This window comes from Bradyrhizobium sp. 134 (genome assembly GCF_023074155.1).
GTDB lineage: Bacteria > Pseudomonadota > Alphaproteobacteria > Rhizobiales > Xanthobacteraceae > Bradyrhizobium.
The window spans coordinates 341,827-355,671 of the sequence record NZ_JADPKX010000034.1; the positions used below are offsets into that span (position 1 = coordinate 341,827).

The window sequence follows — 13,845 nt, forward strand, 5'->3', positions numbered from 1 at the left end:
TTTGCCGTCAGATGATCGGCGGACCCGATTGCCATTGTTTCACGGCCTCGATCGGATGGATCAGCATCAGGATATTGAGCGTCAGATTGTCGCGAATATGGAGCGCCAGCATGATTTCGAAGGCGAGCCCGAGCAGGACGGTCACCGACACGGGCAGCAGGCGCGCGGCGAGGAAGCCCAGCATCATGGACAAATTGTCAGAAACCGAATTGACGATGCTGTCGCCGAAATAATCCAGCGAGATCGTTCCGGCGCGGTAGCGTTCGATGATGAAAGGCGAGTTCTCGACGATCTCCCAGGCACCCTCGATCAGCATCGCGACGATCAGGCGCGCGGGCCAGGACAGAGACACGAATGGCAGCCGCGCGAACAGCAGCCAGGTCAGTCCATAGAACAGGAAGCCGTGCAGGATGTGCGAGAAGGTGTACCAGTCGGCGATGTGCTGCGAATTTTCGGAGCTGTTCACCACGCCATGCCACAGCTTGACATAGCCGCAGGTGCAGATCGGCACCCGGCCCATCGCAAGCAGGATCGAGGCCTGCATCGCCAGCAGCAGCAGCGCGATGCCGACCCAGGCGAGCGGTGGAAACGCGGCCTTGCTTTCGTATGTGCTTGTCAGCGTCATGCCTCGCGCACCATCAGCAGCGCTGCTCCGTCGGGCGTCTCGACCATGCGGTCGCGGATAAAGCCGGCCTTCTCATAGGCACGCACGGCGCGCGCGTTGAGCGGATCAGGATCAGTGACGATGCGCGGCAGACCGTCTCGTAACTGCGCGTCGGCGAATTGGCGGATGAATGCCGAACCGTGCCCGCGCGCGATCATGTCGCTTTCGCCGATGAACTGATCGATGCCACGGGTGGCCTCCGGTTGCGGCCCAAGACCCGTATTCCAGGCGGTCAGGCGGTAGCATTGAAGATAGCCGAACGGCTTGCCGTCGGCCAACACGATGAACTGGTCCATGTCCGGCTCATCCAGATCGCCGCTCACGAGCGCGAACTGCTCGTCCGGATCGCCCCACCAGTCCCGCACATGCGCTTCGCCGAGCCATCGCCGGATTAGCGGCAGATCGGCCGCGGTCATCGGGCGGAAGGTGTAGGCGGGGGCCATGGCCTACCCGGCCGACAGCGCTTCGACAGTGACATTACGGTTGGTGTAGACGCAGATGTCGGCAGCGATGTCGAGGGAGCGGCGGACGATGGTCTCGGCGTCCTTGTCGGTGTCGAGCAAGGCGCGTGCGGCCGCCAGCGCGTAATTCCCGCCCGAACCGATCGCCATGACGCCGGCTTCGGGCTCCAGCACGTCGCCGGTACCTGTCAGCACCAGGGAAACGTCCTTGTCGGCGACGATCATCATGGCCTCCAGCCGTCGCAAATAACGGTCGGTGCGCCAATCCTTGGCGAGCTCGACGGCGGCCCGGGTCAATTGCCCCGGATATTGCTCGAGTTTGGCTTCCAAACGCTCGAACAGCGTGAAGGCGTCGGCCGTGGCGCCGGCAAAGCCGCCGATGACGTCGCCCTTGCCGAGTTTCCGGACCTTCCTGGCGTTGTGCTTGATCACGGTCTGGCCGATCGAGACCTGGCCGTCGCCGCCGACCACCACCGTGCCGCCCTTGCGGACCGTCAAAATCGTGGTGCCGTGCCAGACCGGCGAGCTGTTTGGGGAGTCCTGCATGAATGATCCTCGTTGTCCGGCCTGATTTAGGCGGTCGGGGCCAAGGGGACAACTGGCCCACAACGGGCCGCTCCGGGCCCAATTTCGCTCACCATAGGCAGAAGTAGAGGCCCGGCCAGCCGTTCCCGCAGTAGCGAAGGCGTCATTTGGCTGTTAAAAGACCGGCGTTTTCGGCCCCGAACGAGGATGAAAGCTAGTTTTGATGCGCACCGCGACGATCAAGCGCAAGACCAAGGAAACCGACATCGAGGTCACCGTGAACCTCGATGGCACCGGCGTGTCCAATATCGCGACCGGCATCGGCTTTTTCGACCATATGCTCGATCTCCTCGCCCGCCATTCCCGCATCGACCTCACGGTCAAGGCGGTCGGCGATCTGCACATTGATCATCACCATACCACCGAAGACACCGGCATCGCGCTCGGCCAGGCCCTCAAGCAAGCGCTCGGCAACATGGCGGGCATCACCCGCTATGCCGGCGTGCACATGCCCATGGACGAGACGCTGTCGCGCGTGGTCATCGACATCTCGGGCCGCCCGGTCCTGGTGTTCAAGGTCGACTTCCCACGCGACAAGATCGGCGAGTTCGACACCGAGCTGGTGCGCGAGTGGTTCCAGGCCTTCGCCATGAACGCGGGCGTGACTCTTCACGTCGAGACCCTATATGGCGATAACAGCCACCATATCGCCGAGTCCTGCTTCAAGGGTCTGGCACGGGCGCTGCGCACCGCCGTCGCGATCGATCCGAAGGCTGTGGGCGAAATCCCGTCCACCAAGGGCTCGCTCGGCGGCTGACATCTTTCGGCCCGCGGCCCGCGCCGTTTGCGGTATCACTGAATTCCTAGGGAACGGGGCATCGCCATGTCCGTCTACACAGTTCATGCTCCCTCACCTGCCGGAGCCGATCTGCGCGCGACCGACAAGTTCGTCTTCGTGCGCGACGGCTTCCATTTCTGGGCGATGATCTTCGGACCGTTCTGGCTGCTGTGGAATCGGCTGTGGCTGGCGCTGATCGGCTGGGTGATCTTCGTTGCGGCCTTCAATGTCGGGCTGTCCAGCCTCGGCGTCGGCCGGTCGTCGATCTTCTTCGCCGACATCATCGTCGCGCTCCTGATGGGATTCGAAGCCTCCAGCCTGCGCCGCTGGACGCTGTCGCGCGGAAAATGGCGGCAGCTCGACGTGGTGATTTCCGACGACGAGGACACCGCCGAGCGCCGCTTCTTCGAGCGCTGGAGCCAGAAGCAGCGCGGCATCGTCAATGATCAATGGGCCGTCGATCGCGGCGGCCCGCCGCCGACCCGCAACGTGCCGGGTCAGCAATTTTCCAACCCGCCGCCAATGCCGGCGGGTGGCATCATTGGTTTGTTTCCAGAACCGGGAGGGTCAAGATGAGCGTCGCCATCATCGATTACGGTTCCGGCAATCTGCATTCGGCCGCCAAGGCGTTCGAGCGCGCCGCGCGCAGCATGGAGAACCCGCAAAAGGTCTTCGTCACCAGCGATCCGGACCAGGCCTACAGCGCCGACCGTCTGGTGCTGCCGGGCGTCGGCGCCTTCGCCGATTGCCGACGTGGGCTCGATGCGGTCAACGGCATGGTCGAGGCGATCACCGAAGCGGTGCGGGTCAAGGCGCGGCCGATGTTCGGCATCTGCGTCGGCATGCAGCTGTTCGCCACCCGCGGCAAGGAGCATGTCATCACGCAAGGCCTGAACTGGATCGGCGGCGACGTCGAGAAGATCACGCCGCGCGACGAGAGCCTGAAGATCCCGCACATGGGTTGGAATACGCTCGATGTGCTGCGCGAGCACCCGGTGCTGGACAAGCTGCCGCTCGGCCCCAAGGGCCAGCACGCTTACTTCGTGCACTCCTACCACCTCAACGCCGCCAACGAGGCGGACGTGCTCGCGCGCGCCGATTACGGCGGGCCCGTCACCGCGATCGTCGGCAAGGATACGGCCATCGGGACGCAGTTTCACCCGGAGAAGAGCCAGCGTTTCGGTTTGGCCCTGATCTCGAACTTTTTGCGATGGAAACCGTGATTCTCTTTCCGGCGATCGACCTCAAGAACGGCCAATGCGTGCGCCTCGAACAGGGCGACATGGCGCGCGCGACCGTGTTCAATCTCAATCCGGCCGCGCAGGCCGAGAGCTTCGTCGCGCAGGGCTTTGAGTATCTCCACGTCGTCGATCTCGACGGCGCGTTTGCCGGCAAGCCTGTGAATGCGCAGGCCGTCGACGCGATGTTGAAGACGATCACGATTCCGGTGCAGCTCGGTGGCGGCATTCGCGATCTCGCAACTGTCGAGGCCTGGCTCGAAAAAGGCATCACCCGTGTCATCATCGGCACCGCCGCGGTACGCGACCCCGAATTGGTGAAGGCTGCCGCCAGGAAATTCCCCGGCCGCGTCGCGGTCGGGCTCGATGCACGTGACGGCAAGGTCGCGGTCGAAGGCTGGGCCGAGACCTCGCAGGTGACGGTGCTGGAGATTGCACGGCGTTTCGAGGATGCCGGGGTCGCCGCCATCATCTTCACCGACATCGCGCGCGACGGCCTGCTCAAGGGCCTGAATCTCGATGCGACCATCGCGCTGGCGGATGCGATCTCAATTCCCGTGATTGCCTCCGGTGGCCTCGCCTCAATCGAGGACGTCAAGGCGATGCTGACGCCGCGCGCGAAAAAGCTCGCCGGCGCGATCGCCGGCCGCGCGCTCTATGACGGCCGGCTCGAGCCGGCCGCCGCCCTCACCTTGATCCGCAACGCGCGCGCCGCCTAGGAGCTGACACATGTTCAAGGTGCGCGTGATCCCCTGCCTCGACGTCAAGGACGGCCGCGTCGTCAAGGGCGTCAACTTCGTTGACCTGCGCGACGCCGGCGATCCCGTCGAAGCGGCGATCGCCTATGACGCTGCCGGCGCCGACGAGCTCACCTTCCTCGACATCACCGCGACCCACGAGAACCGCGGCATCATGCTGGACGTGGTCCGGCGCACCGCTGAAGCCTGTTTCATGCCTGTGACCGTCGGCGGCGGCGTGCGTGAGGTCAACGACATCAAGACCCTTCTGCGCGCGGGCGCCGACAAGGTCTCGATCAACAGCGCCGCGGTGTCGCGACGCGAGTTCGTCAAGGAAGCCGCCGAGAAATTCGGCGGGCAGTGCGTGGTGGTCGCGATCGACGCCAAGCGGGTCAAGCGCGCCGGTGGCGGAGAGCGCTGGGAGATCTTCACCCATGGCGGCCGCAACTCGACCGGCATCGACGCCATCGAATATGCCCAGGAGGTGGTCTCGCTCGGCGCCGGTGAAATCCTGCTCACCTCAATGGACCGCGACGGCACGCGGCAGGGTTTTGACATCCCGCTGACCCGGGCGATCGCCGACAGCATTCCCGTTCCCGTGATCGCTTCGGGCGGCGTCGGCAATCTCGACCACCTCGTCGACGGTATTCGCGATGGCCACGCCACCGCCGTGCTGGCCGCCTCGATCTTCCATTTCGGGGAATTCACCATCCGCGAAGCCAAGGAGCACATGTCCCGGCGCGGGCTGCCCATGCGCCTCGATGCCTGACGACTCCCGTCCCTAAAAATGCTACATCATCGGCGGGAACCGGCTTATCCCGCCAAGTAACCGGCCAATCATCGGCCAAGGCGCGTTTTCCGAGTATTTGCATGCCGCGTTTCACGATCCACGACCTGGCCGAGACCATTGACGCCCGCGCGGCAGCGGGTGGCGAGGCGTCCTATACCCGCAAGCTCCTCGACAAGGGCGCCGAACATTGCGCCAAGAAGTTCGGAGAGGAAGCAGTCGAAACCGTAATCGCAGCAGTCGAAAACGATCGCGCGCATCTGATCGCGGAAGGCGCCGACCTGCTCTATCATTTCCTTGTGCTGCTCAAGGCCCGCGGCGTAAAGCTGGAAGAGGTCGAGGCCGCATTGGACAAGCGGACCAATATGTCAGGGTTGGAAGAAAAGGCGTCGCGCAAGGGCGGCAGCTAGCCGAGGTGGAGAGTCGCGTCATGGATATCCGCGCACCCGAGCAGCAGTATAACCCGTACCGCGTCTATACGCGCGAGGAGTGGTCGCGACTGCGCGACGACACGCCGATGACGCTGGAGCCGGGCGAGTTCGACCGGCTGCGCTCGCTGCACGACCGCCTCGACTTGCAGGAGGTCGAGGACATCTACCTGCCACTGTCGCGCCTGCTGTCGATCTATGTCGATGCGATGCAGCGGCTCTATTACGCGGAGCGCCAGTTTCTCAATATCCGCGACCGCAAGATGCCCTACATCATCGGCGTCGCCGGTTCGGTCGCGGTTGGAAAATCCACCACGGCCCGCGTGCTTCAGGCGCTGCTGGCGCGCTGGTCGCCGCGTCCCAAGGTCGAGCTGATCACCACCGACGGATTTCTGTATCCCAACGCCGTGCTGGAGCGGCAGGGCATCATGCAGAAGAAGGGTTTTCCGGAGAGCTACGACCTGCCGCTGCTGCTCAGCTTCCTCTCCGACATCAAGGCCGGCCGCCGCCATGTGCGCGCGCCGGTCTATTCGCATTTGACCTACGACATCGTGCCGAACCAGTGGGCCGAGATCGACCAGCCCGACATCCTGATCGTCGAGGGCGTCAACGTGCTGCAGACCGGCAAGCTGCCGCGTGACGGCAAGGCCGTGCCCGTCGTGTCCGACTTCTTCGATTTCTCGGTCTATATCGACGCCGATGAGGCCGCGCTGCGGCAGTGGTACATCAGGCGCTTCCTGTCGCTGCGCGACACTGCGTTCACCAATCCGAAATCCTACTTCAACCGCTACGCGCTGTTGTCGGACGAGGAAGCCACCGCCACCGCGATCGCGATCTGGGAACGCACCAACCTCGCCAATCTCGAGGATAACATCCTGCCGACCCGCCCCCGCGCGACCCTGATCCTGAAGAAGGGCGCCGACCACACGGTGGCAAGCGTGGCGCTCAGGCGGCTGTAACCGCTGCGGTCGACAGGTCTAGCGCGCGCAGAGTGTCTTTTGTTGCAGACCGACAAAGGGTATTCGGCTATGACCTCCGTAAACGCGAGGGACCCATGGTTGATCGTCTCAGAAACGCCGCCGAGCATCTCGAAGCACCGACCTGCCCGGACTGCCATATCGAGATGAAGTGGTTCCGTTCCGAGCTGCTGGCGGACGAGCCAACCCCGGTCATCGCGCATCTCTTCGTGTGTCCGCATTGCAAGCGCGCGGCCCAGGCAGATACTAAATTCAAGGGCACCGCGCCGCCGCCGGCCAAGCTGTCCGCGCCGCGGTTTGCTGCTCACGCCTCATAGCATTCGGGGGGAACGGATTCGGCGCTCGGCTGACCGCCGGATAGTAACTCGACATGACGATCATTTCCGGACCTCCTGTCGCGCTTTCGAAGCGATGAAGATGTGCCACGCCGTGAGAAACATCGCGGCGACGAGTGGGCCGATGACGAACCCGTTCGCTCCGAACGCCGCAAGGCCGCCTACGGTAGCGAGCAGCACGACATAGCTCGGCATTTGGATCGACTGGCCGACCAGGATCGGACGGAGAAAATTGTCCGCAAGACCGATCACGAAGATCCCGAAGGCGAGCAGGATGATCCCTTTCGTGACTGAGCCTGCCACAAGCAGGTAGAGCGCGACCGGAACCCAAACTAGCGCAGAGCCGAGCACGGGCAGAAGCGAGAGCAGCGCCATCAGGGCGCCCGCCAGCAGTGGGACAGTCAAGCCGAGCACCCAGAAAATCAGCCCGCCAAGCGCTCCCTGAATTAGCGCAACGAGAACGATCCCCTTGATCGTCCCGCGAACCGCCAGGGTGAACGCATTCAGAATCTCGCTGGTGTGGCTCGGCCGCAGCGGGAGCGCGTCGCGGATCCGTACGTTGAGCTCGTCACCATCACGGAGCAGGAAGAACAGCAGGTACAACATCACGAGCAAGCTTGCGACGAACTCCAGCGTCAACTGACCGATGTTAATGGCGTGTCCCGCCAGCTGTTGGCCGGCAGGGACGACCAGACTCGACAGACGTTCCTTCAGGGCCGAAAAATCGATGCCAGCCAGGCGATCCGACAGGGAAGTAGCCCAGGCGGGCAACGCGGATTTCAGCTGCTGCAGGGGATGAGCGAAACTGATCTCCCCACTCTGAGCGCGCTGATACAGCTCCCCACCCTGGTCGATGAGCGAGGCGATGACGACCGCCACGGGGATGAGGACCATGACGATCACGACGACGACAGTGAACGATGCGGCGAGGTTGCGCCGTCCCGGAAGCGTTTCGAGGGCGCGGCGATAGAGTGGCGCGAAGATGATCGCCAGAAGCGTGGCCCACAACAACGCGCCGGAGAACGGCCAAAGTACCCACCCGAATGCCAGCGAGATCGCGGCAAGCAAGACGAGGAATGAGCGGTCTTCCGACGTTCTCACGTGTTCCCTAGCCCTTCTGTTGCCAGAGCATGATCCGGACCCGATGTCCGGCCGTCACTTGTCTGCTTTCGCGGTCCAGTCGGCGAGCTTGATGCGTCCTGCAAGGGTTGCGGGACCCGAGCTGCCGGCCTTGTAGATGAAAGCTTCGCCCTCCTGCACGTCCCCGGCATCCTTGCCGAAGGCATCGGTGATGTTGGTCTTGTGGGTGACCAGGACGGTGTTGGTGCCGGCCTTGGGCGACGCATCGACGAGCTGCCGCACGGCCTGGCCCGCCTTTGCATTGGCACCGGTCGGATTTGCCATGCCAGACGCGCTCGCGTTGCTGCTGTCCGTCAATGCATCGACCGGCTTGACCTCGCGGCCGGAGATGAGCTTGCCCGCCTCGATCGCGCGGTTCAGCCTGCTGGTGTAGATATCGCCGATTGGGATCGCGAGCTCCTTGATGGCCGTCCCGATCTGACGCGCCATGTCGCGGCCCTTTTCACTGAGCTGACGCTGGGCGCTCATGTCGTCGAAGTTGAAAGGATAGAGATCCTTTTGGCCGTCGTCGGTGGCCGTGTGGCGAAACACCAGCACGTAACCGCCTTGCTTGAGCGAGGCGATCAGTTGCGAGCCATCGGCCGCGGCGGCGTGAGTGGAACCACAGAGAAGGATCACGAAGGCGAGGCGGCACAGCACGTTCATGCGAAGTCCTCTGCTTGAATGCCCCTGAGGATGGTGACGCGCGACGCGGTCGATTTCAATTGCCGATTGCCGTCCGAGACGGGTTCCTATGGAATCCGGATCAAACCGCCAGCTGCCGCGCCGCCGCCAGTCCGGCCAGCGCCTCTTCCAGCTTCTCGCGATCGAGCGGCTTGATCAGGAACCCGTTCATCCCCGCTTCAAAGCAGGCGTAGCGATCCTCCACCAGCGTATTGGCGGTGAGCGCGAGGATCGGCGTGTGGTGGCCGCCTTTGGCTGCTTCATGCGCGCGGATTCGTTTTGTCGTTTCGATGCCGTCGAGCTGCGGCATCTGGATGTCCATCAGCACGAGATCATAGGGCGTGCCGGCCGATGCCGCGCCGAGCCAGGATTCCAGCGCGGCCTCGCCATTGATCGCGATGACGACGCGGTGGCCGAGTTTCGTCAGCAGCGAGCGCATCAACAGCGCGTTGATCTCGTTGTCCTCGGCGACGAGAATTGACAGGCCTTTCGCCGGTACCGCGCCGGTGGATGGGGCCGACGGCTCCGGCGCGAGATCGGGCGAGGCGACCTCCGGGGGCAGCGCGAGGCGTGCGGCGAGTGAGGCCACGCGCAGCGGCTTCACCAGGAAGCCGGTGAAGGCCGGCGAGAGTTTCTCGTGACGCGAGCCCGACGTCAGCAGCACGAGGCGTTGCGTCGCGTGGCCGCGTGCGGCTTCGCCGAGGCGGTCGGCGATGGCAGCGCCGAGCGCGCGATCGATCAGCACCGAATGCCATGAACGTTCCGGCAGCAGCGCTTCCGCCACCGCCGCGTCCGTCACCATGCAGGTCTGGCCGCCCCAGCGCTCCAGCCGCCGCGCGATCAGCGAGGCCTCGATGCCGTCGGCGATCAGCAGGATCGACTTGCCCGTGAGATCGGGACTCGGGAATGCCGTCTGTTCCGCGCCGGCGAGGGATGACGCCAGCGGTACTGCGACCTCGAAGGTCGCGCCCTTGCCCGGCTCGCTCGTAAGTGTGATGCGGCCGCCCATGCGTTTGACGATGCGCTCGCTGATGGCGAGACCGAGGCCGGTGCCGCCATGGGTGCGGGCGACGCGTTCGTCGGCCTGCTCGAATTCGCGGAAGATGCGCTGTTGCGCGTCGGCTGCGATGCCGATGCCGGTGTCGCGCACCAGAAAACTGATCTCGTTCGGCCAGATGCCGGGCTCGACGATCAGCGCGACGCCGCCGCTCGCGGTGAACTTGATGGCGTTGCCGGCGAGGTTGAGCAGCACCTGGCGCAGCCGCGCGGCGTCGCCGACCACTTCGAGCGGCAGCCGCTCGTCGACATAGGCGGCGATCTCGAGCTGCTTTGCCTGCGCGCGCGGCGCGAGCAGCTCGGTGATGTCCTCGATCAGGGCCGAGAGCGCAAACGGACGCTGCTCGAGATCGAGCTTGCCGGCTTCGATCTTGGAATAGTCGAGCAACTCCTCGATCAGCGCCATCAGCGCTTCGCCGGAGGTCTTCACGGCCCTGGCGTAGGTCGACTGCTCCGGCGTCAGCGTGGTGTCGAGCAGCAGCCCGCCCATGCCGATGATGCCGTTGAGCGGCGTGCGGATCTCGTGCGAGGCCATGGCCAGGAAGCGCGATTTCGCCCGGTTGGCGGCGTCGGCCTGGTCGCGGGCGTCGGACAGCGCACGTTCGGTCTCGGTGCGGTCGGTGACATCGCGTCCGACGCTCTGCAATTCGGCGGGCTGGCCGGCGTCGAGGCGGACATAGCCTTCGCGCCAGGCGATCCAGCGCTCGCCGAGCGGGGTTGCGATCTTCTGGTCGTGAATGCGCGTGCCGTTGCTCTCGCGGGCGCTGTCGCCCTGCTCCAGCACGTCGAAATCAAAGCGCGTGCCGACCAGCGCGCCGCGCGCCTGTCCGGCAAGCGCGCAATAGGCGTCGTTGGCGAAGGTGATGCGGCCGCTTGTGTCGCGCAGCACGATCAGGTCGCCCTGCTGTTCGAACAGGCTGCGAGCGCGTTCTTCCGCTTCCTTCAGCTCCCAATTGCGGTCGATCAGCGTTTCGTTGTGGGCAGCCAGCGCACGCATCCGCTTGTTGACGAAGCGCAGGCGCATGCTGAGCGTGGCGAGGCCGAGGCAGGCGAGCGCGAACAGGAAGCTGACGCCGATCGCAAACGCATTGGGATCGTAGCCGGACGTCTCGGACCGGCTGCCGGAGACAAATCCATAGGCGCCGCCGAAGGTCGCCGAGAAGATCATGATGGAGCGGATTGCGAAGGCGATTTTTGGGTACTGTCGCCTGAAGCGGCGCATGCGCACCTTGATCCGGAACGTCCGATCCATCGCCACCGACCCGATTCTTTTCTTAAAACGCTGTGCTCGCTGTCAACGACGATGTGCCGTCGACCTTGCGAACAGTTTGAGGCCTTGCGACCGCCTCCAAACAGGGTTGACGAGGTGTTAACGGCGCAGAGCGAGGCGGTTCAAAGCGAAGCGGCCTGGAGATGGCGGTGGCCGCCGCGGGCGCCGACGATCAGCGCCGCCGCCTCGCGCTTGGAGAAGGTCTTCGAGCGCACATAGACGCGGTAATCCGCCGGCCCCTCGCTGGAGAGATAGATCACCTGACCGCCGTCGACGGGCTGCGCCGCAATCGAGATCAGGCGCGTCGAGGGGTTGGCCTGGCAGGATTCCGATTCCGAACCGGGGCCATCGTCGACGACGGCGAAGTCGGCAGCGTCCGGATCCTCAGTGATCTGAACCCGCACCGTGGCGAGTGCGGGATCATCGGTGAAGGCGACATGCACGCCGGCGGTCCAGAACAGCGGCGTCAGCTCGACCGAGGTGTCGCCGAGGGCGATGCAGGGATGCGAGACCGATCCGATCTCACTGCGGGCAAACACCGCGGCCGCCAACAGGGGAACAACCGAGGCCAGGATCTTGAAACGCAACATGACACGCTACTCGCCAGGCCCTGTACGGGAACTGATAGGCCTTATGGTTTGCAGAGCGTAAATGAAACTCGTTACCGCCGGGTTGATGCCGGTATCGGGGGATGAGAGTCTCGGTCGGTTAGGCGCTTTTGTTGGTTTTTCGCTCGACTTCAGTGAGAACCAAATAGCTGTTCTTGCCAAAGCTGATCGCCCACAGCGCCGCCCAGGTACCCCACCTGTTCCTGACCTCGATCTCGACGGTTTGGCCGGGACTGCTGCGAACGACGAGCGGCTGGCTCCTGCCCCAATCAATGCTCGCATCGATCGTGCAGGTGCCGGCCGGCAGCGTGATCTCCAACACGTCGTTTCGTGCAAGCTTCCCAACACTGGTCCCGTTGACCCACAGCTCGTACGACCTCAGCCAATCGGCATATTGGGACGCACGAACAAATCTGATGGTGCAGGCATTCGCATCGGTCATGATCAATCTCGGGCATGGTGATGGTGTCGAGAAAGCTGCGGCGGCGCATCGCTCACGCCAGCTGCCGCACATCTTCCGCGAGCGCGCGGTAGGACAGCGCCTCGGCGAGGTGCAGACGGCCGATTTTGTCGGCGCCGTCGAGATCGGCGAGCGTGCGCGCCACCCGGAGCACGCGGTGATAGCCGCGCGCCGACAGCCGCATGGTCTCGGCGGCGTCGCGCAGGAGCTTCTGGCCTTGCGCATCCGGCTTGGCGATCTCCTCCAGCACCGAGGCCGGCGCTTCGGCATTGGTGCGAACCTTCGGCAGGCCGGCGTTCGCGTAGCGTGCGAGCTGGATGTCGCGCGCCGCCGCCACGCGCGCGGCGACTTCGGCTGAGCCCTCCGCCGGCGGCGGCAGGATCAGGTCGGCCGCAGTCACCGCGGGAACCTCGATGCGCAGGTCGATGCGGTCCATCAGTGGCCCGGAGATGCGGGCCTGGTAGTCGCCGGTGCAGCGATCGATGCGGCCGCGCTTGCAGGCATAGCCGGGCTCGAACGCATTGCCGCAGCGGCAGGGATTCATCGCGGCGACCAGCATGAAGCGCGCGGGATAGGTGACGCGGTGATTGGCGCGGGACACCGAGACCTCGCCGTTCTCCAGCGGCTGGCGCAACGAATCCAGCACGCGCGGATCGAATTCGGGGAGCTCGTCGAGGAACAGCACGCCCTGATGCGCGAGCGAGATCTCGCCGGGCCGGGCGCGCATGCCGCCGCCGGTGAGCGCGGCCATGCTGGCGGAATGATGCGGCGATCGGAACGGCCGCCGCGCCGTCAGCGCGCCGCCCTCGATCTCGCCGGCAACAGAGGCGATCATCGAGACCTCGAGCAACTCGCCCGGTGACAGCGGTGGCAGGATCGAGGGCAGGCGTGCCGCCAGCATCGATTTGCCGGCGCCCGGCGCGCCGATCATGAGCAGGTGATGACCGCCGGCGGCCGCGATCTCCAGCGCCCGCTTGGCGCTCTCCTGTCCCTTGATGTCGCGCAGGTCGAGCGGCGAGGCAGCGGCTTCATGCACCTTCGGCACAGGCCGCGACAGCACCTGCGTTCCCTTGAAGTGGTTGGCGATCTGGATCAGCGAACTCGCGGCGATGATCTGGATGTCCGGACTCGCCCACGCCGCTTCCGAGCCGCAAGCCGCCGGACAGATCAGCCCCTCCTCGCGCACATTGGCGCCGATCGCGGCGGGAAGAACACCGGCCACCGGCGCGATCGATCCGTCGAGGCCAAGCTCGCCCAGAACAGTGAAGCCGGTCAGCGCATCCGGCGGGATCGCGCCGATCGCCCCCATCAGCCCAAGCGCGATCGGCAGGTCATAATGGCTGCCCTCCTTGGGCAGATCGGCGGGCGCGAGATTGACGGTGATCCGCCGCGCCGGCAGCGCCAGCCCCGAGGCGATCAGCGCCGAGCGGACCCGCTCACGTGCCTCCGACACCGCCTTGTCCGGGAGACCGACGATCGCGAAGGCCGGAAGACCCGGCGCGACCTGCACCTGCACGTCGACCGCACGGGCCTCGATCCCCTCAAAGGCGACGGTAGAAACCCGCTGAACCATGCCCGAACCAGCCTGCCCTTTTGCACAATTAGGGGTAGCAGAGCGGGCCGGTTCTTGCAAGAACAATACAGGAACATGCCTAGGA

At 64.8% G+C, this 13,845-nt stretch carries 17 protein-coding genes; 8 read left to right on the top strand and 9 right to left on the bottom strand.

Going from position 1 to position 13,845, the window contains the following annotated elements:
• Positions 1 to 7: 7 nt before the first annotated feature.
• Genes IVA75_RS11290 through hslV form a run of 3 tightly spaced genes read right to left on the bottom strand, consistent with a single transcriptional unit; the run spans position 8 to position 1,671 of the window.
• A complete protein-coding gene (locus tag IVA75_RS11290) occupies positions 8 to 625 on the bottom strand; it encodes a DUF2585 domain-containing protein (RefSeq protein WP_247285042.1) in 618 nt (205 codons plus the stop codon).
• Entirely contained in the window at positions 622 to 1,107 is a 486-nt protein-coding gene (locus IVA75_RS11295; RefSeq protein WP_027566239.1) for a GNAT family N-acetyltransferase, read from the bottom strand. Before IVA75_RS11295 ends, IVA75_RS11290 begins: the two co-directional genes overlap by 4 nt.
• A gap of 3 nt (positions 1,108 to 1,110) precedes the next feature.
• Entirely contained in the window at positions 1,111 to 1,671 is a 561-nt protein-coding gene (gene hslV, locus IVA75_RS11300) for an ATP-dependent protease subunit HslV (RefSeq protein WP_027566238.1), read from the bottom strand.
• 202 nt (positions 1,672 to 1,873) lie between these two features.
• Here hslV and hisB point away from each other — a divergent pair, with 202 nt between their 5' ends.
• The 8 genes from hisB (at position 1,874) to IVA75_RS11340 (ending at position 6,972) form a co-directional block, all read left to right on the top strand.
• On the top strand, positions 1,874 to 2,467 hold the full coding sequence (gene hisB, locus IVA75_RS11305) for an imidazoleglycerol-phosphate dehydratase HisB (protein ID WP_106943953.1): 594 nt from the start codon (positions 1,874 to 1,876) through the stop codon (positions 2,465 to 2,467).
• 66 nt (positions 2,468 to 2,533) lie between these two features.
• On the top strand, positions 2,534 to 3,064 hold the full coding sequence (locus IVA75_RS11310) for a DUF2628 domain-containing protein (protein WP_247285043.1): 531 nt from the start codon (positions 2,534 to 2,536) through the stop codon (positions 3,062 to 3,064).
• A complete protein-coding gene (gene hisH / locus IVA75_RS11315; RefSeq protein WP_027566236.1) occupies positions 3,061 to 3,711 on the top strand; it encodes an imidazole glycerol phosphate synthase subunit HisH in 651 nt (216 codons plus the stop codon). The genes IVA75_RS11310 and hisH overlap by 4 nt, the downstream gene beginning before the upstream one ends.
• The gene (gene hisA, locus IVA75_RS11320; RefSeq protein ID WP_027566235.1) at positions 3,699 to 4,445 is read left to right on the top strand and encodes a 1-(5-phosphoribosyl)-5-[(5-phosphoribosylamino)methylideneamino]imidazole-4-carboxamide isomerase; all 747 of its coding nucleotides are present in this window, start codon (positions 3,699 to 3,701) and stop codon (positions 4,443 to 4,445) included. Before hisH ends, hisA begins: the two co-directional genes overlap by 13 nt.
• 10 nt (positions 4,446 to 4,455) lie before the next feature.
• Complete coding sequence (hisF, locus tag IVA75_RS11325; protein WP_007604055.1) at positions 4,456 to 5,232, top strand: imidazole glycerol phosphate synthase subunit HisF; 777 nt, start codon at positions 4,456 to 4,458, stop codon at positions 5,230 to 5,232.
• 101 nt (positions 5,233 to 5,333) lie between these two features.
• Positions 5,334 to 5,660, top strand: coding sequence for a phosphoribosyl-ATP diphosphatase (locus IVA75_RS11330; protein WP_007598445.1), 327 nt, complete (start codon positions 5,334 to 5,336; stop codon positions 5,658 to 5,660).
• 20 nt (positions 5,661 to 5,680) lie between these two features.
• Positions 5,681 to 6,637 (top strand): type I pantothenate kinase, encoded by a 957-nt coding sequence (gene coaA, locus IVA75_RS11335; protein WP_007598451.1) that lies wholly within the window; start codon positions 5,681 to 5,683, stop codon positions 6,635 to 6,637.
• A gap of 95 nt (positions 6,638 to 6,732) precedes the next feature.
• Complete coding sequence (locus IVA75_RS11340; RefSeq protein ID WP_247285044.1) at positions 6,733 to 6,972, top strand: hypothetical protein; 240 nt, start codon at positions 6,733 to 6,735, stop codon at positions 6,970 to 6,972.
• Between the two features lie 60 nt (positions 6,973 to 7,032).
• Here the strand turns inward: IVA75_RS11340 and IVA75_RS11345 are convergent, their stop codons facing one another.
• The 6 genes from IVA75_RS11345 to IVA75_RS11370 form a co-directional block, all read right to left on the bottom strand.
• The gene (locus IVA75_RS11345) at positions 7,033 to 8,091 is read right to left on the bottom strand and encodes an AI-2E family transporter (protein ID WP_247285045.1); all 1,059 of its coding nucleotides are present in this window, start codon (positions 8,089 to 8,091) and stop codon (positions 7,033 to 7,035) included.
• 54 nt (positions 8,092 to 8,145) lie between these two features.
• Positions 8,146 to 8,775, bottom strand: a complete 630-nt coding sequence (locus IVA75_RS11350; protein WP_247285046.1) for a histidine phosphatase family protein — start codon at positions 8,773 to 8,775, stop codon at positions 8,146 to 8,148.
• Positions 8,776 to 8,875: 100 nt separating this feature from the next.
• Positions 8,876 to 11,101, bottom strand: a complete 2,226-nt coding sequence (locus IVA75_RS11355; protein ID WP_247285047.1) for an ATP-binding protein — start codon at positions 11,099 to 11,101, stop codon at positions 8,876 to 8,878.
• 140 nt (positions 11,102 to 11,241) lie between these two features.
• Entirely contained in the window at positions 11,242 to 11,709 is a 468-nt protein-coding gene (locus IVA75_RS11360; RefSeq protein ID WP_247285048.1) for a hypothetical protein, read from the bottom strand.
• Between the two features lie 118 nt (positions 11,710 to 11,827).
• Positions 11,828 to 12,169 (bottom strand): hypothetical protein, encoded by a 342-nt coding sequence (locus IVA75_RS11365; protein ID WP_247285049.1) that lies wholly within the window; start codon positions 12,167 to 12,169, stop codon positions 11,828 to 11,830.
• 52 nt (positions 12,170 to 12,221) lie between these two features.
• Positions 12,222 to 13,760 (bottom strand): YifB family Mg chelatase-like AAA ATPase, encoded by a 1,539-nt coding sequence (locus IVA75_RS11370; RefSeq protein WP_027566227.1) that lies wholly within the window; start codon positions 13,758 to 13,760, stop codon positions 12,222 to 12,224.
• Positions 13,761 to 13,845 lie beyond the last annotated feature (85 nt).

What these genes read in the sequence shown, in the direction of transcription:
- hisA (WP_027566235.1), top strand. Translation starts at nt 3,699, where the DNA reads ATGGAAACCGTGATTCTCTTTCCGGCGATCGACCTCAAGAACGGCCAA.
- IVA75_RS11290 (WP_247285042.1), bottom strand. Translation starts at nt 625, where the DNA reads ATGACGCTGACAAGCACATACGAAAGCAAGGCCGCGTTTCCACCGCTC.
- IVA75_RS11295 (WP_027566239.1), bottom strand. Translation starts at nt 1,107, where the DNA reads ATGGCCCCCGCCTACACCTTCCGCCCGATGACCGCGGCCGATCTGCCG.
- IVA75_RS11330 (WP_007598445.1), top strand. Translation starts at nt 5,334, where the DNA reads ATGCCGCGTTTCACGATCCACGACCTGGCCGAGACCATTGACGCCCGC.
- IVA75_RS11365 (WP_247285049.1), bottom strand. Translation starts at nt 12,169, where the DNA reads ATGACCGATGCGAATGCCTGCACCATCAGATTTGTTCGTGCGTCCCAA.
- IVA75_RS11360 (WP_247285048.1), bottom strand. Translation starts at nt 11,709, where the DNA reads ATGTTGCGTTTCAAGATCCTGGCCTCGGTTGTTCCCCTGTTGGCGGCC.
- coaA (WP_007598451.1), top strand. Translation starts at nt 5,681, where the DNA reads ATGGATATCCGCGCACCCGAGCAGCAGTATAACCCGTACCGCGTCTAT.
- IVA75_RS11350 (WP_247285046.1), bottom strand. Translation starts at nt 8,775, where the DNA reads ATGAACGTGCTGTGCCGCCTCGCCTTCGTGATCCTTCTCTGTGGTTCC.
- hisF (WP_007604055.1), top strand. Translation starts at nt 4,456, where the DNA reads ATGTTCAAGGTGCGCGTGATCCCCTGCCTCGACGTCAAGGACGGCCGC.
- hisB (WP_106943953.1), top strand. Translation starts at nt 1,874, where the DNA reads ATGCGCACCGCGACGATCAAGCGCAAGACCAAGGAAACCGACATCGAG.
- IVA75_RS11340 (WP_247285044.1), top strand. Translation starts at nt 6,733, where the DNA reads ATGGTTGATCGTCTCAGAAACGCCGCCGAGCATCTCGAAGCACCGACC.
- hisH (WP_027566236.1), top strand. Translation starts at nt 3,061, where the DNA reads ATGAGCGTCGCCATCATCGATTACGGTTCCGGCAATCTGCATTCGGCC.
- IVA75_RS11355 (WP_247285047.1), bottom strand. Translation starts at nt 11,101, where the DNA reads ATGGATCGGACGTTCCGGATCAAGGTGCGCATGCGCCGCTTCAGGCGA.
- hslV (WP_027566238.1), bottom strand. Translation starts at nt 1,671, where the DNA reads ATGCAGGACTCCCCAAACAGCTCGCCGGTCTGGCACGGCACCACGATT.
- IVA75_RS11370 (WP_027566227.1), bottom strand. Translation starts at nt 13,760, where the DNA reads ATGGTTCAGCGGGTTTCTACCGTCGCCTTTGAGGGGATCGAGGCCCGT.
- IVA75_RS11310 (WP_247285043.1), top strand. Translation starts at nt 2,534, where the DNA reads ATGTCCGTCTACACAGTTCATGCTCCCTCACCTGCCGGAGCCGATCTG.